Source organism: Paraburkholderia sp. WC7.3g (genome assembly GCF_050436345.1).
Classification (GTDB): domain Bacteria; phylum Pseudomonadota; class Gammaproteobacteria; order Burkholderiales; family Burkholderiaceae; genus Paraburkholderia; species Paraburkholderia podalyriae.
The window spans coordinates 3,090,573-3,107,057 of record NZ_JBNDMA010000002.1 but is presented as its reverse complement, the minus strand read 5'-3'; the positions used below and the strand labels follow the sequence as shown (position 1 = coordinate 3,107,057).

Annotated in this window: 19 protein-coding genes; 15 read left to right on the top strand and 4 right to left on the bottom strand. The window is 62.4% G+C overall.

Annotated elements, in window-relative coordinates:
- Positions 1–32: 32 nt before the first annotated feature.
- The 3 genes from OKW43_RS25635 to OKW43_RS25625 form a co-directional block, all read right to left on the bottom strand.
- Complete coding sequence (locus OKW43_RS25635) at positions 33–1,754, bottom strand: SIR2 family protein (RefSeq protein WP_429450520.1); 1,722 nt, start codon at positions 1,752–1,754, stop codon at positions 33–35.
- Between the two features lie 301 nt (positions 1,755–2,055).
- Entirely contained in the window at positions 2,056–2,937 is an 882-nt protein-coding gene (locus OKW43_RS25630; RefSeq protein ID WP_429450518.1) for a DUF2971 domain-containing protein, read from the bottom strand.
- Between the two features lie 92 nt (positions 2,938–3,029).
- Positions 3,030–3,737, bottom strand: a complete 708-nt coding sequence (locus tag OKW43_RS25625) for a lipase family protein (protein ID WP_429450516.1) — start codon at positions 3,735–3,737, stop codon at positions 3,030–3,032.
- Positions 3,738–3,964: 227 nt separating this feature from the next.
- Between OKW43_RS25625 and OKW43_RS25620 the strand changes: the two genes are divergently transcribed.
- The 4 genes from OKW43_RS25620 to OKW43_RS25605 are packed head-to-tail and all read left to right on the top strand — an operon-like array spanning position 3,965 to position 8,524.
- Complete coding sequence (locus tag OKW43_RS25620) at positions 3,965–4,489, top strand: hypothetical protein (RefSeq protein WP_429450514.1); 525 nt, start codon at positions 3,965–3,967, stop codon at positions 4,487–4,489.
- Positions 4,422–6,530, top strand: a complete 2,109-nt coding sequence (locus OKW43_RS25615; protein WP_429450512.1) for a phage terminase large subunit family protein — start codon at positions 4,422–4,424, stop codon at positions 6,528–6,530. The genes OKW43_RS25620 and OKW43_RS25615 overlap by 68 nt, the downstream gene beginning before the upstream one ends.
- Before the next feature lie 19 nt (positions 6,531–6,549).
- On the top strand, positions 6,550–6,822 hold the full coding sequence (gpW, locus tag OKW43_RS25610) for a gpW family head-tail joining protein (RefSeq protein WP_429450510.1): 273 nt from the start codon (positions 6,550–6,552) through the stop codon (positions 6,820–6,822).
- Between the two features lie 7 nt (positions 6,823–6,829).
- Positions 6,830–8,524: a phage portal protein gene (locus OKW43_RS25605; RefSeq protein WP_429450508.1), complete on the top strand. Its 1,695-nt coding sequence runs from the start codon at positions 6,830–6,832 to the stop codon at positions 8,522–8,524.
- A gap of 32 nt (positions 8,525–8,556) precedes the next feature.
- Here OKW43_RS25605 and OKW43_RS25600 read toward each other — a convergent pair whose 3' ends face one another.
- Positions 8,557–8,694: a hypothetical protein gene (locus OKW43_RS25600; RefSeq protein WP_429450506.1), complete on the bottom strand. Its 138-nt coding sequence runs from the start codon at positions 8,692–8,694 to the stop codon at positions 8,557–8,559.
- A 347-nt stretch (positions 8,695–9,041) separates the two neighbouring features.
- On the opposite strand from OKW43_RS25600, the gene OKW43_RS25595 reads away from it, so the two are divergent.
- The 11 genes from OKW43_RS25595 (at position 9,042) to OKW43_RS25545 (ending at position 16,484) form a co-directional block, all read left to right on the top strand.
- A complete protein-coding gene (locus OKW43_RS25595) occupies positions 9,042–9,923 on the top strand; it encodes a S49 family peptidase (RefSeq protein ID WP_429450504.1) in 882 nt (293 codons plus the stop codon).
- Positions 9,924–9,966: 43 nt separating this feature from the next.
- Positions 9,967–10,668: a hypothetical protein gene (locus tag OKW43_RS25590; RefSeq protein ID WP_429450502.1), complete on the top strand. Its 702-nt coding sequence runs from the start codon at positions 9,967–9,969 to the stop codon at positions 10,666–10,668.
- Between the two features lie 46 nt (positions 10,669–10,714).
- Positions 10,715–11,440, top strand: coding sequence for a head decoration protein (locus OKW43_RS25585; protein WP_429450500.1), 726 nt, complete (start codon positions 10,715–10,717; stop codon positions 11,438–11,440).
- 73 nt (positions 11,441–11,513) lie between these two features.
- Positions 11,514–12,665, top strand: a complete 1,152-nt coding sequence (locus tag OKW43_RS25580) for a major capsid protein (protein ID WP_429450498.1) — start codon at positions 11,514–11,516, stop codon at positions 12,663–12,665.
- 13 nt (positions 12,666–12,678) lie between these two features.
- Complete coding sequence (locus tag OKW43_RS25575) at positions 12,679–13,014, top strand: head-tail joining protein (protein WP_429450496.1); 336 nt, start codon at positions 12,679–12,681, stop codon at positions 13,012–13,014.
- Positions 13,015–13,033: 19 nt separating this feature from the next.
- The gene (locus OKW43_RS25570; protein WP_429450494.1) at positions 13,034–13,720 is read left to right on the top strand and encodes a hypothetical protein; all 687 of its coding nucleotides are present in this window, start codon (positions 13,034–13,036) and stop codon (positions 13,718–13,720) included.
- 1 nt (position 13,721) lies between these two features.
- Positions 13,722–13,961, top strand: a complete 240-nt coding sequence (locus OKW43_RS25565) for a DUF2635 domain-containing protein (RefSeq protein ID WP_429450492.1) — start codon at positions 13,722–13,724, stop codon at positions 13,959–13,961.
- A gap of 151 nt (positions 13,962–14,112) precedes the next feature.
- Positions 14,113–15,603 (top strand): phage tail sheath subtilisin-like domain-containing protein, encoded by a 1,491-nt coding sequence (locus OKW43_RS25560; RefSeq protein WP_429450490.1) that lies wholly within the window; start codon positions 14,113–14,115, stop codon positions 15,601–15,603.
- Positions 15,604–15,684: 81 nt separating this feature from the next.
- Positions 15,685–16,059 (top strand): phage tail tube protein, encoded by a 375-nt coding sequence (locus OKW43_RS25555; protein ID WP_184064060.1) that lies wholly within the window; start codon positions 15,685–15,687, stop codon positions 16,057–16,059.
- 21 nt (positions 16,060–16,080) lie between these two features.
- Positions 16,081–16,317, top strand: coding sequence for a phage tail assembly protein (locus tag OKW43_RS25550; RefSeq protein WP_184060406.1), 237 nt, complete (start codon positions 16,081–16,083; stop codon positions 16,315–16,317).
- An 11-nt stretch (positions 16,318–16,328) separates the two neighbouring features.
- Positions 16,329–16,484: a hypothetical protein gene (locus tag OKW43_RS25545; RefSeq protein WP_429450488.1), complete on the top strand. Its 156-nt coding sequence runs from the start codon at positions 16,329–16,331 to the stop codon at positions 16,482–16,484.
- Position 16,485: the final 1 nt, after the last annotated feature.

Here is a 16,485-nt window from a genome sequence, read left to right as displayed (position 1 = left end):
GGAGTGGCCTCAGAGCGACCGTGGTGCAGTACCTACAATCGCACTTTGTTCATAAATGCCGAGACGGTATCGAAGTCTGGTTTACGCGTCAACGCACCCATTACACTCAGATCACTCTGAAACTCATACCTGTTGAAGTCCTCGCGCCATGCATCCGTGATGGACAGGCGCAATGAACGGTTGAGCAAGTACAATCCCGGGGGGACCCAGAAGAAATTCTGGTCGATGGCACGTTCTGCGTATCCAAACGCCAATGCCATTTCCAAACGCGCGAAAGCATGTTCAAATTCGCCGGATTCGCGCAGCACTTGCCCCGACACCAAACGCAGACTCTTGGCTATCAAATCAGATTCAGGCAGGCGCTTGTTGGCATATTCGGGCAACTGCTTCAAAAAGTCGGTTCCATCCGAAATTACGGCATAAACGTTAAGAGCGTCGCCCAAGACGGTTTTTTCTGAGTTGAGAATGACCATCTTTCCAGCTAATTTGCCAACCAAGGGCAATCTTCGGCCGACGATGGCGCCAAAGCAGAAAGCGTAAAATACTATCGATGCGGGGAGCAATCGCAAGCGAATCAAAGCTGGAGTTCCGCTCAAACGGTTACCTCGATTTGCTAACTCGACAATGAAGGTCAGCCATTGTTCTGCTTGCCGGTCGTTGCTCCACATTCCTGCAGTGAACGCTAATGCCACAAGAGGCTGTGTGGCCAACGCGTATTGAGAAGCTTGTCTCGCGGCCTCCTTGGCATCCACCGACGACAGGTCAAATTGCAAGCTATTCAGCCGTTCCAACGTGCGATTGAATTCGCCCGTGAGCAGGTCATAAAGTCTGATCTGGTGACGCTCCTCAGGTAGATACTCCTTGAGCATCGTTACGGCGATATCAACAGATAACGGATGCGGCTGCCGGATAGTTTCAACCGCTAGGACTCGATGTTCTAGTGCTTCGAAGAATTCATCGGCGCCATCAATCTGGACAAGCCTACCTGCGCGTCTGCTAAGCAGAAGTTTGGCGCTGGCGCCTGGCTCGCCTCGGGACGCCCAGTACATCGGAAAGCGGCGTGAAGGTGCGCGGTCGATTGCGGCCTTCAGCGCGATGTCCCATTCGCCTGACCATCCGCAAACTATCAGGCCGAACTCATCAAAGATTCGATCGAGAAGTTTGTCCAGAGCAGGGTCGTAGCTAGACAATTCCGCGACAGTATTACGGATGCGAGTATCGAGATAATCGCCGTGAACCTTCACGATTGTCGGACCGGCGTGTACAAGCGGTAGCGCTCCTGCCACGTGATCTGCGGAAGCGATGATAGTTGGTGTTACTCCCGCTTCGCTCAAGGCTTGTTCCAGTAGCTGGTCAAAATTGGTAGTTACGACCACCCGCACGTACCCCTTCGCCATCAGATCAGCGATAGCGCGATGAGCGGCTGTCGGGCGCTTCTCGCCGCGTGAGCGTTCTTCGTCGCTTGGCTCTATGTATGACCGAACCACCTGTTGCCGCAGAGTTTGGGTTGTCGCAAGCAAGTCCAGCAGATCCGAATAATCCGGCGCTTTCTCGAAGGTCTCCCCATACCACTTTTCCGGATCAGGTTCAGGATTGGCACCTTTCAGGGCGGCAACCTGGCGAATCAGGTCTAGTGTGATATCCCAGCCGGTAGGGATTTTTGCGGTACGCGATATACCTGAACCCAGCAGAAGCGCAAACATGCCTTTGCCAGCTTGAATTTCAAACGCTAGTGCGTCAATCGAATCGAGCATGCGGTCTCCAACAATATGGTGTGGAAGCTGTGATTGATTAAGAATTGCCTTGATGGTCTCGGACTAAATAAGCCGTTGCATGCAATTGTCAACGAATCAGGCGATGGTGTCGAATCACACACCTGGGCCACCGAGTTGGGGACAATTTACCGCGCATGGAGCGCGTGGAATGCCCGAGGCCTGCCCGCCGCTCATAGCCGAGCGCGTGCATACAGTCGCGCTCGGAAGCATCGGCCGGGTGCTCGGCAGGGAACTCGGGCGCGAGATAGCGTCCGCGCGCTGAAGAAGTAGGACGGCGCGGCTAATTGGTGGGGGTGTAAGGTACGATGTCCAACAGATAGTGGTTGCGATCCAACCGCGCTTCGAGCAGTTCCACCCTCGAAGCCCGATTTCTCAAAAGATCGGCGGCGTAGTCCCGATCAGCTTGCGGCATCTTGTAGCCAAAGATTACCCCGCTAAGCAGTTCAGGCGGGTAATTGCGCAGACGCTGCGGGTTTTCATGGTCTAGGTTTGCCTCGACGTACCGCCACTCGTGTTCGTATTCCCAACTCTTGTACTTGGTCAGAAATATTCTCTCGAACTGTTCTTCATGGTTCGAATCGTCAAAAAATGCAACTACGGGATAGTTTTCGCTGTACATCACCGGCTCAACACCTCTGAGGAACCCGTCGGTTCTGAACTTCAGACACATGCCGACGTGCTTGTCGCCATAGTGATAGAACATGACAGGATCGTTCGGACGCTCTGACAGACAGAGGACACCAATGCTTTGTATAGCCTCTGTGATAGCGAGGTCAGCTTCCGCTTCGAAGCGAGAATCGATGTCTTGCCGCGTTCGTGAATATTCCTCCATGAGGTTTCTAAGTTCATCACCTGCCGCCTGAGAATGATCGCGTTTGACCATGCGGAAGATTGTCACTTGACGGAATCTCTCGCGTGCCTGCGGAGTTCCGCCGGAGAATCGGAACTTGGGCTTGCAATCCATCGGGTCATTAAACGTGGATGGCGCAGCGAGCCAGAGTTCGGGTGTTGTGAGGAGCGCATCGAGTTGCCGTTGCTTCTCCGGCTGGTCGGTTGTCGCGCGAAGCGGCGTGTACTTGTAGAGGTATTCCGGCGTGCGCGTTCTTGCGTGGATGCGCGGAACTGATTTCGCTTTCTGCTTGACCCGATGCCTCAGTTTCATTGATCGGCCTTCTCGGTACGGATAGCGGTTGAATTCCGATCGATGGTAGCACTGCGAGGTCGCTCGGGCAGCGCTTAAGCTTCAGTTTGAACTCACGTGCCGGGCCGCTTCTTTTTGAAGACTCTGCTCAGTAGCATTGGCGGGACGCAGAAAATAAGGTTGGCGGGAATTACGTAGAAAACCAGTCGTAGCCATTCTCCCCACGACGAAGGCGGCAGGGTGGGTATCAGGTCGTTGCCGTAGACCACCAGAGAGAGCGGAATGCCAGTTTCCTGCCAATATTTTGCAAAGTCTGGGCCCCCGACTTTCGGTGAGCCAAATGCATACACCGAATGCACGGGCGTCCCATGGTGATGGAGGATCGCCGCAAGGAGTGTTGCCAGCGCGCCGCCACGACTGTGACCGCAGATCACGATTGGCTTGTTGACCATCGATAGCGCTCCGATGTACGGAAGCACCTCGCGTTCGATATCTTGGAACGAGCGACTGAAACCAGAATGGACACCCCCGAAAGGAGTGCGCACCTTCCGCATGTCGAGATTCGACAGCCAGTCTTTCCATGTCTGCGAACCTGCAAAAGCGATGACGAGGACACTCGGGCTATCCAAAGCTAACCCGCGTACGATCCCGAAGTTGAAATGCGATAGTTCGCCGCCTGCGAAGCGCTTACCGCTGTGTTCTTCGAGGCTGTAAGCCATCTGCGACATGATCGCTGTGAACCGAAGATTCTTGTTGTGAAGCGGGGTCCCCTGAGGCGCGTGTTCCAGGTAAAACTGGGGATCTTCTTTTCTTTCGTCCATGACGGGCGTCCTTGTCTACGACTGCTGCCAAGCGCGGGCCAGCCGTTAGAGCGTCCGAGCATCACGCTGGACGAGAGACGCGTCATGTCCGCAAACTGGCCGATTCGGACGATTGTAACCGGCTGCGCGTCAAGGCGCGGCGGGTCCTTCCTACCCCCTCGAAAATTGGGGGAAATTGCGCGATCCCGTTCTTTCTGTAGCTACACGTTTCAAAAAGTCTTTGCACCGTGGCTGTCGGCATTTCAATCCGCGAGTTCTCGCGGCGCGAGCACGTTTCGGACACGCTTGTTCATCAGGCGCTGAAACAGGGACGGCTCGCGAAGCGCGCAGACGGCCTGATGGACCCGGCGCTCGTCGGTACCCGCTGGCGCGCGAGCGAGCGGCCTGACGAAAGCGCAAAGGAAAACGCAAAGGACACTTTGCAGTCAGCCGGAAGTGCAAAGGGGCTCGCCTACGGCGAAGCGCTGCGCCTGAAAGAGAACTGGACGGCGCTGCTGCGCCGCCTCGAATACGAACAGAAATCCGGCGCGCTGGTTGAGCTGGCCGTCGCGAGGGGCGTCGTGTTCGAGCTATGCCGGGAGCAGCGCGACGCGTGGCTTGCGTGGCCCGCGAAGGTCGCGCCGTTCATCGCAATGGCTTTCGGTCTGGACGACATTGACCGGCTAACGAACACACTGGCGGCGCATGTTCATCAGCAGCTTGCCGACCTCGGGGAGCCTGAACCGCGCTTCGACGCAGAACAAGGCCGATGACCTTCGACGTGTCGGCCGCAGCGGTTGGACCCCGCCGCCACGTCTGAGCGTTCCGGCATGGGCTGACCGCTACAGGAGACTCGCGAAGGAATCGGGCAGCCTGTCGGGCCGCTGGACGACCGGGACCGTGGAAGCTGCACGCGGGCCGATGCTCGCAGTGACCGAGCCGGGCGTGCATGTCATCACCGCGATGGTGAACACGCAGTTGTTCAAGACATCGCTGATCGAAAACGTCTTCGGCTACTTTGCGCATCTCGATCCGTGCCCGATGCTGCTGCTCGAACCGAAGGAAGCCGCGGCCGAACAGTTCAGCAAGGAACGCATTACACCGCTGGTCCGGGTCACGCCCGTGCTGCGTGAACGTGTGGGCACGACGAAGACCCGCAACGCCGAGGAAACGCTGCTGTTCAAGTCGTTTCCGGGCGGCTTCCTCGCGCTCGCGGGCGCGGGCAGTCCCGATAACCTCGCGCGCCGCCCGATCCGGCTCGTTCTCGCGGACGAAATCGACAAGTACCCGGTCACGCGCGAGGGCGACCCTATCGCGCTCGCCGAGGAACGCGTCGCCACGTTCGCGAACTGGCTGTCAGTGCGGACCTGTTCACCAACCGTCACCGAGGAAAGCCGCATCGAAGCCAGTTACGGCGAGTCGGACCAGCGTCGCGCGAGCGTGGCCTGTCCGCATTGCGGGCACCGTCAGTTCCTGGAATTTTTCCGCCACGTCGAGTGGGAGAAGCGCAAGGACGACAAGGGCAATGTGACCGGGCATCGCACGAAGACCGCGCGCGTGTACTGCGAGTCGTGCGGCGCGGGCTGGTCGGAGTCCGAACGGCTTACCGCCTTGCAGACCGTACGGTGGCATCAGACGCGGGTGTTCGAGTGCTGCGGCGCGCGGCATGTGCCGCTCGACGCATACGAGCGCGCCTGGCGGAGCAGCGATGAAACGCGCGACCGCCCGGACCCGGCAGGTGTGGTGTGGGACTGGTGGAAATCGGAACGTCATGCCGTCTACCGCGCGAAGTGTCCGACCTGCGGCGCGTGGAGCGTCGACAATGCGCACGCCGGATTCCAGGCATCCAAACTCCTGAGCCCGTGGACGCGCGACCGGCCCGCCGATATCGCCGCGCGCTGGATCGACGCGCAGGGCGACGAGGAAAGGCTGCAGGCCTGGTGGAATACACAGATGGGACTCCCGTACCGTCCGCGTACCGGTCGCGCGCTCTCCGCTGAAGCGGTCGTCGCTCGCGGTGAGATATGGGCGGCTGAAGTGCCCGATGGTGTCGCCGTGCTGGTCGTGGGCGCGGACGTGCAGGATTATCGCGTTGAGCTCGAAGTCGTCGGCTGGGGCCGCAACGAGGAAAGCTGGTCAATCGACTACGAAATCATCGAGGGCGAGTTTTCAGACGCGCACACACAGGCGCGCATCGACACGTATCTGAAACGCATCTGGCATCGCGCCGATGGTCGCCCCTTCGAGATTATGGCCGCATGCATCGATTCGGGCGGGCATCACACGCAGGCGGTGTACCAGTTCTGCGCGGCGCGCATCGGGCGTCGCATCTGGGCAGTCAAGGGCGAATCGGCACGCGGCGGCGAGCGCAATCCGGTATGGCCGTCGAAGCGGCCCACGTCGCGCACGAAGAGAACCTATCGCCCAATCCTTCTCGGCGTGAACGCGGCGAAAGACACGATCCGTCAGCGGCTGCTGCTCGATACGCCGGGACCGGGTTACATGCACTTCCCCGCAGACCGTGACATTGGCTATTACGCGCAACTGACCGCCGAGCGTATCGTGATCCGGGAATCGGGAGGCAGACGTTATCGCGTGTGGGAACTGCCACCGGGCCGTGCCAATGAGGCGCTCGACTGTCGCGTGTATGCGTATGGCGCGCTTTGCGGACTGCTGTTCTTCGGTCTGCAACTGAACCGGCGCGCGGACGCAGTAAAGGCGTGGACGCCGCCGCCAGACGTGCCGCCGACGCCGCACCGGCCCTATCCCTCAACCGCACGTATGCGGACCTCGCTCGTTCAGCGTCTTGCCTGAATCGCACAACCAAGCTGCCATGCCCTGCAACCGTCTGAGCATCCTCGACGGGATGACGCTTGGTGCGCTCGAAAGGCAGCTTGCGAGCATGCAGCAGGCGTATCTCGCGCTGGTGTCGGGCACCAGGGCGCAGTCCGCGTCGTACACGCAGGCAGACGGTAGCCGCTCCATCGCGTACACGCAGACCAATATCGCCGATCTGGTGCAGGCCATCATCGGCGTGCAGACACAGATCGATGCGCTGCGCGGGCTCTGCCGCAACCGCCGCCGTCCGGTCACGCCGTACTTCTGAGCCAGCAATGGGCGTCATCGTTGACGAAAGCGGCCAGCCGATCCCCGAACCGGTCGCGGGGCGTGGCGGCACGGTCAGCGCGCACGTGTCGGAACCGGGACGCGTGCTGGCCTCGCCAGGCAGCGGCCTCGGGTTGCCGGGCTACCAGTTTCCGTATGACGCCGCGGACTGGTTTGCCCAGGAGATGGGCAACTGGTTGCCGTGGATACGGTCGCCCGACTCGGAGATCAACCTATTCCGTGACTGGATGGTCGCGCGCTCGCGCGACCTGTTCCGCAATGACGGCTGGATCAATGGCGGCGTTACCCGCATTCTCGATAACACGATCGGCACCAACCTGCTGCTGTCAGCGAATCCCGATTACCGGGCGCTGGCACTGCGTACCGGCATCAACGCCTTTGACGCCACCTGGGCCGATGAATACCGGCGCACGGCGGAAGCACTCTGGCGCGGCTATGCGGAGAACCCCGCGCACTACAACGACGTGGCGCGACAGCTTACGCTCGGACAGCAGTTCCGGGTTGCGATGCGTCACAAGCTGATCGACGGTGAAGGGCTCGGGCTCATCTACTGGTTGCCTGCGCGCGTCGGCTACGGCGGCGCGGACTACGCGACCGCGCTGCTGCTGGTGGACCCTGACCGTCTGAGCAATCCGTATCAGGCGATTGATTCGCGCTACCTGCGCGGCGGCGTCGAGATCGACGACTACGGCGTACCGCTCGCGTATCACATCCGCGAGGCGCACCAGAACGACTGGTATCTCGCCGTCGAGGCGAACACCTGGGAGCGTATCGAGCGCTGCGACGAGGACGGCTGGCTGCGCGTGCTACACGACTTTGACCGCGACCGCGCCGGCCAGCATCGGGGGCTTGGCGTATTCACGCCGGTCCTGCTGCACGCGCGCATGCTCGCGCGCTATTACGGCGTCGAGCTACAGGCGGCGACGATTGCCGCGACGTTCGGCACCTACGTCACGTCGCCCTACGATCCGGCGCTGGTACAGGATGCGCTTGGCGCAGGTGAAGGCGAGGAACTGCCGCTGTATCAGGCATTGCGTGCGCGGTGGGCTGACGAGCGTCCCGCGATGCTCAACGGCGCGCGTATTCCCACGCTCGCGCCCGGCGAATCACTCGAAAGCGTGTCGGCTGCCCACCCGCATGGCAACTTCGAGACTTTCGCGCACGAGATGCAGCGCGTGATTGCGGCGGTGCTGGGCCTGAGTGCCGAGCAGCTTTCGCAGGACTGGAGCAAGACGAATTACAGCAGCGCGCGAGCCGCACTGCTCGAAGCGTGGAAGACCCTCACGCGGCGGCGCGACGAGTTCTGCCTGAACTTCGCCTCGCCGTTCTACGGCGCTTGGCTGTGGGAAGCAATGGACCGGGGTGAACTGCCGTTACCCGCAGGCGCACCGCCATACATCGAGGCACGCGCAGCCTACGCGCGCTGTTCATGGATGGGCGTGGCTCGCGGCTGGATCGATCCGACGAAGGAAAAGGCCGGTGCCGTCATGGGTATGGACGCGGCGCTCTCGACGCTCAAGCGCGAATGCGCAGAACAGGGACTCGACTACGAGGAAGTACTTCACCAGCGCGCCAACGAAATCCGGCTGATGAGGGAACTGGGCCTTGAACTGCCCGACTGGGCCGGCAGCGTGGCGGCCGCAGAAGCGGCGAAACCCGAAGCAGCACCTTTGCCGCAATAGTATCCGGCTGCCTTGTCAACCGGGCGCCATGTTCAGGACTGGCGACGCGCGGCGAACAGCTTGCGCATGAGCGCGATCAGGCGCAAAGGATTCAGGCGGAAATGGCTATGGCGTGCAACGCCTGCGCGGCTGTAGAGGTGCGACGCTTCAATCAGGGAAATGGGGCTCATGACTTTCTCCGTATAAATTCAAATACAGGATAGGGCTTCCTGTCTCAAATTCGGATAGGTTCAGTCCGAAAGAAATATCAGGTATCGAGGTTGGGGAAAAGAGAAGCCAGTCTTGCCGGATTGCAGGTTTCGGAATGGCGATACGCCCGACCGTGCCACGACGCCGCTATGAAGGGACGCAAAAAAATGGCGCGTCACAAGGGACGCGCCATGAAAAGGGCTTTGTACTACATGCCAACCCTATCGCCCCTGGTGAGCGGAGGACGTACTGAGGGGCGACGCTTCAATGCTAGGCATGTATGCCGGACGCAGACCTCGGACAACTCCGAAAAACCGGAAGATGCACGATGGTCGTGAACTATCCGCACCTGGCGACGCGCCTTTTCAATGTGCCGCTCGCCATTGCGCCCGGCAAGATTGAAGTCATCATGGCCGCGCTCGCGGATCGTTTCGGTCTCGCGCGGCTCTTTCGTACCAACGGCAAAGCGCTCGCGTTCGACGGCGATTACGAAGCGGGCGAGCCTGCGGGCGACCGCACCTTTGAAGTCATCGACGGTATCGCGGTCATCCCGGTGCAGGGAACGCTGGTGCAGAAGCTTGGCACTCTGCATCCGTACTCGGGCATGACCGGGTATGACGGCATCCGCGCGAACCTCGCGACGGCGCTCGCCGATGACGCGGTGCGTGCTGTGGTGCTTGATATCGATAGTCCCGGTGGCGAGGTCGCCGGGTGTTTCGATCTGACCGACGCGATCTACGCCTCGCGGGGCATCAAGCCGCTGTACGCGATCCTCACCGAGTGCGCGTATTCGGCCGCGTATGCGCTTGCGTCGGCCTGTGATCGCGTGATCGTGCCGCGTACAGGCGGGACCGGTAGCGTCGGCGTGATCGTCGCGCATGTTGATTTTTCGAATGCGCTCAGCGACGCAGGCCTGACGGTCACGCTGATTACCTACGGCGAGCGCAAGGCAGACGGCAGCGAATACCGGCCGCTGTCCGACGAGGCCTATATGCGCATCAAGGCGGACGTGGACAGCGTTGGCGAACTGTTCGTCACTACGGTCGCACGCAATCGCGGGCTGACCGTCGCGCAGGTGCGCGACACACAGGCGGCGACGTTCCTCGGCGCGGCGAGCGTCGAAACCGGTTTTGCGGATGCTGTCATGTCGCCCGATGCAGCGTTTCTCGCGCTACTCGACTCGCTCGCGCTGTCATCCGTACCGCAGTAACCAGCAGGAATACACAGGAAGGAATACGCAGGAGGTCTTCAAAATGGGATTCTCTCTTTCAGCCATGACCCGCGCGCTGCCGTTCGCGCATCTTGCGCGCGTGGGGACGCGTACACGCGCCGATGAAGACTCACCGCTTGTCGAGGATGACGAACGCGACCGGCCCGCCGAGCGCGACCGCGAGGATGACGCACACAACGATGCGCGCACACGGCGCGCACAGGACGATGCGCCGCGCAACGGCGACGATGCACGGGACGACGACAACGAAGAAGACGAAGACGAGGACCAGGACAACGACGAAGGCGATGACGTCCAGCTCGGGGACGACGACAGCCGCGAGGATAGCGGAGACGATGCCGACAACGCCGATGAACGGGACAGCCGGCGCGGTAAGGCGAAGCGCGCCCGCGCGCAGGACGATAGCGACGAGGAAATGCAAGGCAGTTCAGTCGAGGCGCGCGCGCGCCGCCGCGAGCAGGCGCGCTGCGCCGCGATCTTTTCAAGTCACGCCGCCGCGCGTAATCCGGTACTGGCCGCCAATCTCGCGTTCAGGACTCGCCTCGCGCGCGGTGCCGCGCTCGCGGTACTCGAAAGCACACCCGCCGCGCCGCCCGCCAATAGCGGACGCGTCGAGCGCAATCCTCGCGTCGGCCCGGGAGGTACACCGGGCATGAACTCCCGTCAGGCCATCGCGTCGGCATGGGACCACGCATTCGCGAAGGTGAATGCGCGCAAACGCTAGTGCGCGTGCCGCGTTCTCATTCATTCCACTACAGGGGGTCACGACCATGGGCGCTCCTACTGTCCCGCCGCTCTTTGAGAACTGGCATGACGGCGGCTTTCTCGTCTCCGAAGCGAACGGCCACCGCTCGCGCGACGGCATCGTCCTGACGGGTGGTGTGTATGTCATGGCCGGGACCATTCTCAGCCGCCTTGCCTTGCCTCCGCCACCGCCGCCCGGCAATGACGCGAGGGGCGATGCGGGGGCCGCGTCGGTCGTCGCAGGCACGCCGGAGCGCGAGAACACCGGCGACGGTGTCCTGCGGCTCACCGATCCGCCGCGTGCCAGCTCGTCGCCGTATGGTCGCTACGTCTGCACCTTCACGAGCCGCAACACGTTCGACGTGAGCGGACCCGATGAACTGGGCGCGACTGCGCAGCAGACCGGGGCGCCGGTCGTCGTCGGCGGCATGAGCTTCGTCATCGAACAGGGCGCAAAGCGCTTCGCTGCGGGCGATACCTTCGCGATCACGTTCGATGCGGCCGATCCGTCCGAGATCGGCACGCCCGGTATCTGGATGCCCTGGAATCCCGCCGCGACTGATGGCTCCGAAGTCGTGGCGGGTCTGCTGTTCGGCTCGCGCGATACGACGCAGATGGACCGCGCCGCCGTCGCGATCGTGCGCGACGCAGAAGTGAACGCATCGGAGCTTGTCTGGCCGTCGGACGTGACGCCGTACCAGGTGCAGATCGCGGGCGACCAGTTGCGCGCCGCAGGCATCCTGCTGCGCTAGTACCCCTTTCCTTCCTCGCAAGGCCGCACGGACGCTGGTCCGGGGCGGTCTTTTCTTTTGGGGAGCCGTCATCATGGCTGGCGAAATTCTCGATGTATTCCATCAGGACCCGTTCACGGCAATTGCGCTCTCGGACGCCGTTCAGCGCAACCCGTACCAGCCTGTCGGCCTCGGCGAGCTGGGCGTATTCGATCCCAACCCGATCCGCACGAAAGCGCTGGCGGTCGAGGAACGCACCGGCAAGCTGATCCTGATCCCGTTCTCCCAGCGCGGCGAGGAAGGCACGCAGCGCACGACCGAACGTCGCAAGATGCGCTATTTCGACGTGCCGCGCCTGATGCACTCGGACACGGTGTACGCCGAGGAAGTACAGGGCATCCGCGAGTTCGGGACGGAATCCGTCCTGATGCAGGTCGAGGCCGAAGTTGCGCGGCGACTGTCAGGGCCAACCGGTCTGCTGGCGAGTGTCGAGTACACGAAGGAATTCCTGAGGCTCGCCGCATTGCAGGGTCTGGTGCTCGATCCGAAGGACGGCAGCGTGCTCTACAACTGGTTCGACGAATTCCAGATTCCGCAGGCCGCCGAAACGCCGTTCGATCTGGGCGCGACCGAGGCAGGCAAGGCGAACACACCCTTGCGGCCGATCTGCAACGCGATCATCCGTACGATGGCGCGCAAGTCACAGGGCGCATTCACGCCGACCACGCGCGTCTACGCGATGTGCGGCGATGCTTTCTATGACGCGTTCGTCAATCACCCGGACGTGATCCGTACGTTCGTGAACTGGTCCGATGCGCGCGCACTGCGCGACAACTCGCAGGGCGCCGCGTTCGACGCGTTCGTGTTCTCCGGCATTACGTGGTTCAACTATCGCGGCTCGGACGACAACGTGACCATCAAGGTTCCTGATGACGTGGTGAAGTTCTTCCCGGTCGGCGCGCCCGGTGTATTCCGCGAAGCGATGGCGCCGGGCGAAACCGTCGATTGGGTCAACACGCCGGGACGGCCCGTGTACGTGCTGCCGATCTTCGACGTGCTGCGGCGCATGTGGTGGAAGATGGAAGCGTATGCGTACCCGCTCTACGTCTGCACGCGGCCCGAAGTGCTGCTGTCCGGTCGCATGCTCGAAGGCACCACGGTAAGCACTACCGGCCCCGTGCCGGACGACCCGGCCGAGGCGACTGCACAACCGGCAGACGCAGCCAGCGCCGCGACGACTGTCTGAGCGGACCGGAATCATGATCGACTGGGATAGCGTGGTGCTGGCGCCCGTCGAAGGCATCTTCGGCCAGCCCGCGACGCTCTACGCGGGAAGCGGTAACGCGCATGCGCTTAACGGCGTGTTTGACGAAGCCTATACGAATGTCGATGTAGTAGACGGCGTACCGGTGACAACCACGCGGCCGTGCTACGGCTTTCGCATTGCAACGCTGCCGGTTACGGCACACCAGGGCGACACGCTCTTTATTCCCGCCGCGCCCGGTGCGCCGCTCAGTGACACGACCTATGTCGTCCGTGAAGTGCGTACGGACGGGCATGGGTGGTGCTTCCTGCTGCTCAATCTGGCGCCCTGAACAGTTTCCTTACCCAGCCGTGGACCGCGCACGTATCCGCCCGTTGCCGATGCTCGGGCGTCGTCAGGTGCGTCTCGCCGCGCTTGGCGCACTGGAGCGCGCAGAGCTTCAGGTCGCCGGACGGCCGGTCCTGATCCGCTCACCGGGCGACTGGTCCGCGCCGTCTGACGTGCTGCCTGCGGTCATCGTGCGTACGGCGCACGAATCGAAATCCTCATTCAATCGCGGCATGCCGCAGTTCACCACGACATGCAGCCTCGAAGTCAAGGCGATGATCGAGGCGACGACAGCCGAAGCCGCACAGGACGCCATTGAATCGCTGTGGTTCGCCGTCGAAAACGCGCTACTGCTCGACTGGTCGCTTGTGCGCATGCTGCAACAGTTCGCGACGGTCGAAAGCGTGCTGGATATCCGCGCGGAAGGTGCGCGTCACCTCGCCGGTATCGCGGCGTCATTCCGCTGCGAATTTCCCGAAATGTACGACCCCACGGGTGAGCAGCCGCAGCCCGCGCCGTGGCCGCCCGATCCGCCTGCGCCCGCACCGCTCGAAAGCGTCGGCCTGCACGCGGACCTCACCAATCGCGCCGACCCGACCGGTACGTATCCCGCGCCACCGTTCCCGCAGGCGGTCGTTCCTGCGCCGCGTACACACGGCCCCGATGGACGCGACGAGGGCCGGCTCGACATCCCGTTGAAGGGGAACTGACATGCACATCAGGCCAGCAACGGGGGTGCGGGTGCGCGATCCCGACCTGCGCGACTTCCTGCCCGACGCGGGGCGCGTCGTACCCGATTCGGTGTACTGGCGTCGCCGTCTGCGCGATGGCGACGCGGTGCCGGTCGCGGATGAGCCGCCCACCATCCCGGACACGCCAGACGAGCCCGACGCGATGCGGCGCGGGTCTGCACACCGAACGCGCGAATCCAAAGCCACCGACCCGACGTAACACGCGCTTTCTGCGCCGCTGCTGCCGCTGCGCGCGCCTGCCGCGTCAATCCCCTCAAGACGATCGCGCGAGCCCCACCACGGCCCGCCCGGGCCGTCCTGCGTCCGTTTCCGTCTCCGGTTCGCGCCCACCTTCCCGGGAGGTTGCTCCCATGATTCCCTTTACCAACCTGCCAGAGAACATCCGCGTGCCGCTGTTCTACGCGGAGCTCGACGCGTCGCAAGCCAACAGCGCCCGGCTCAACCAGCGCACGCTGATTATCGGGCAGATGACCGACGCGGGAACCGGCGAGCCAGGCACACCGGTTATCAGCGCGGGCGTGGGTGACGCGCGCGCACGGTGGGGCAGCAATTCGATGCTCGCCGCGATGACGGCCGCCTATCGCGCGGCCGATTCCTTCGGCGAAGTGTGGTATCTGCCGCTCGAGGACGCGGCTGGCGCGGTGGCTGCCGCCGGCACAGTCACGTTCGGCATCGAGGGTGACGGGGGCGTGTCGGGCGTCATCTCGCTTTACATCGCCGGTCGGCGCTACCAGTTACCGGTGCAGACGACGCAGACCGCGAGCGACATCGCGGCCGCGCTCGCCGCGCTGATTGCGGCCGATGCGTTCGCACTGGTCAGCGCGTCATCGCAGGACAACGTTGTGACGCTGACCGCCGTCAATCAGGGCATGGCGGGCAATGATATTGACATCCGCCTGAACTACGGCGGCTCACGCGCGGGCGAATCGACGTCGCGCAATCTGGACGTTGCCGTCACGCCGATGGCGGGCGGCGCGATCAATCCGACCGACACGCTACAGGCCGCGCTCGATAACTGTGGCGACATGCCATTCGACTTTATCGTCTGCCCGTACACCGATAGCGTCAGCCTTGATGCACTGCATACCTTCCTGAACGACCAGACCGGGCGCTGGTCGTGGGCCCAGCAGATTTACGGACACGCGTTCGCGGCTTACCGGGGCACGCTCGCGGCGTGTACGACCTTCGGCGCGGGCCGCAACAACCAGCATGAATCGGTGCTTGGGTTCCATGATTCGCCCACCCCAGCGTGGATTATCGCCGCGCAGCTTGCCGGCTCGGTCGCGCCCGCGCTGCGCAACGATCCGGGGCGCCCGGTCCAGACGCTACCGGTTATCGGCATGCTCGCGCCGCCGGTTGCCTCGCGCTTCCTGCTCACCGAGCGCAACACGCTGCTCTATGACGGTATCAGCACGTTCAATGTGGGCGATGACGGCACCTGCTATGCCGAGAACATCACGACGACTTACCAGAAGAATCCGTGGGGCGATCCTGACGACAGCTACCTCGAAGTCGAAACCATGTACCTGCTGATGTACGTGCTGCGTGCGCTGCGCTCGATGGTCACATCGAAGTACTCGCGCATGAAGCTCGCCGCGGACGGCACGCGCTTCGCATCCGGTAGCGCCATCGTCACACCGCTGCTGATACGTGCGGACGTGATCGCCCGGTATCAGGAACTCGAATTCGATGGCTACGTGCAGAACAGCGCACTGTTCGCCCGGCAACTCATTGTCGAGCAGAACGCGAACAACCCGAATCGGGTTGACTGTCTGTGGCCCGGAACGCTGATCGACCAGCTACGGATTTTTGCGCTGCTCGCGCAATTCAGGCTCAGCTAGTCATTCCGAACCGCAGCATTGAACCGCACGAAGCCGCCCCGGTGAACCGCCCCGGCGGCTTTTTCATTTCTGGAGCCCGCCATGTCAGATGACACAAACCGCCTGGCCGGTGTCGCATGGATATCGATGGACGGCCAGAACTACATGCTGTCTGGCGAACTGGCGTACTCGCCCGCCGACTATGAACGCGAGTCAATGGTCGGACAGGACCGCGTACACGGCTATGCGGAGAAGCCGCGCGCGCCATTCATTTCCGCCACGCTGCGCGACGCAGGCACGCTGACGGTCAAGGACTTCAACGCCATGACCAACGTCACGGTCACGCTCGAACTGGCGAACGGCAAGACGGTCGTCGGCCGCAACATGTGGAGCACCGAGGCGCAGGAAGTCAGAACCCCGGAAGCGACGTTTGAAATCCGTTTCGAGGGCTTCTCGGGCAGCGTCACGGAGCAATAAGCGAACAGTAAGGGGCGCGCCATGTACGAAGTCATTACGCTACTGAGCCCAATCGACGGACTGACTGAGATCACGCTGCGCGAGCCTACGGTCGATGAAATTGCTAAGGTCAACGACGACGCAGCGAAGTTCGGCAACGTGCGCGCAATGAAGAACCTGATTGCGACGATGGCGAAGATCGACGTCGCCACCGTGGGCCGCATGGGCGCGCGCGACTTCAACGCGTGCAACAAGTACCTCTCCGGTTTTTTCGAGTAGTGCCCGCGAACGTGCGCGATATCGTGGCCGATGTGACGCACTTCTATGGATGGGGGCCGCGCGACGCGGGCGCGCTGACCTGGACTGAACTCGCGCAATGGCTCGCGCAGGCGCGACGCATCCAGCACGTTGCGCAGCAGGCCGCAGAGAAACGCCGCCAGGGGTAAG

Bases quoted from the DNA above. Each gene is read 5' to 3' on its own strand.
- OKW43_RS25635 (WP_429450520.1), bottom strand. From the start codon at position 1,754: ATGCTCGATTCGATTGACGCACTAGCGTTTGAAATTCAAGCTGGCAAA.
- OKW43_RS25630 (WP_429450518.1), bottom strand. From the start codon at position 2,937: ATGAAACTGAGGCATCGGGTCAAGCAGAAAGCGAAATCAGTTCCGCGC.
- OKW43_RS25625 (WP_429450516.1), bottom strand. From the start codon at position 3,737: ATGGACGAAAGAAAAGAAGATCCCCAGTTTTACCTGGAACACGCGCCT.
- OKW43_RS25615 (WP_429450512.1), top strand. From the start codon at position 4,422: ATGTTCATCAGCAGCTTGCCGACCTCGGGGAGCCTGAACCGCGCTTCG.
- gpW (WP_429450510.1), top strand. From the start codon at position 6,550: ATGCCCTGCAACCGTCTGAGCATCCTCGACGGGATGACGCTTGGTGCG.
- OKW43_RS25605 (WP_429450508.1), top strand. From the start codon at position 6,830: ATGGGCGTCATCGTTGACGAAAGCGGCCAGCCGATCCCCGAACCGGTC.
- OKW43_RS25600 (WP_429450506.1), bottom strand. From the start codon at position 8,694: ATGAGCCCCATTTCCCTGATTGAAGCGTCGCACCTCTACAGCCGCGCA.
- OKW43_RS25595 (WP_429450504.1), top strand. From the start codon at position 9,042: ATGGTCGTGAACTATCCGCACCTGGCGACGCGCCTTTTCAATGTGCCG.
- OKW43_RS25590 (WP_429450502.1), top strand. From the start codon at position 9,967: ATGGGATTCTCTCTTTCAGCCATGACCCGCGCGCTGCCGTTCGCGCAT.
- OKW43_RS25585 (WP_429450500.1), top strand. From the start codon at position 10,715: ATGGGCGCTCCTACTGTCCCGCCGCTCTTTGAGAACTGGCATGACGGC.
- OKW43_RS25580 (WP_429450498.1), top strand. From the start codon at position 11,514: ATGGCTGGCGAAATTCTCGATGTATTCCATCAGGACCCGTTCACGGCA.
- OKW43_RS25575 (WP_429450496.1), top strand. From the start codon at position 12,679: ATGATCGACTGGGATAGCGTGGTGCTGGCGCCCGTCGAAGGCATCTTC.
- OKW43_RS25565 (WP_429450492.1), top strand. From the start codon at position 13,722: ATGCACATCAGGCCAGCAACGGGGGTGCGGGTGCGCGATCCCGACCTG.
- OKW43_RS25560 (WP_429450490.1), top strand. From the start codon at position 14,113: ATGATTCCCTTTACCAACCTGCCAGAGAACATCCGCGTGCCGCTGTTC.
- OKW43_RS25555 (WP_184064060.1), top strand. From the start codon at position 15,685: ATGTCAGATGACACAAACCGCCTGGCCGGTGTCGCATGGATATCGATG.
- OKW43_RS25550 (WP_184060406.1), top strand. From the start codon at position 16,081: ATGTACGAAGTCATTACGCTACTGAGCCCAATCGACGGACTGACTGAG.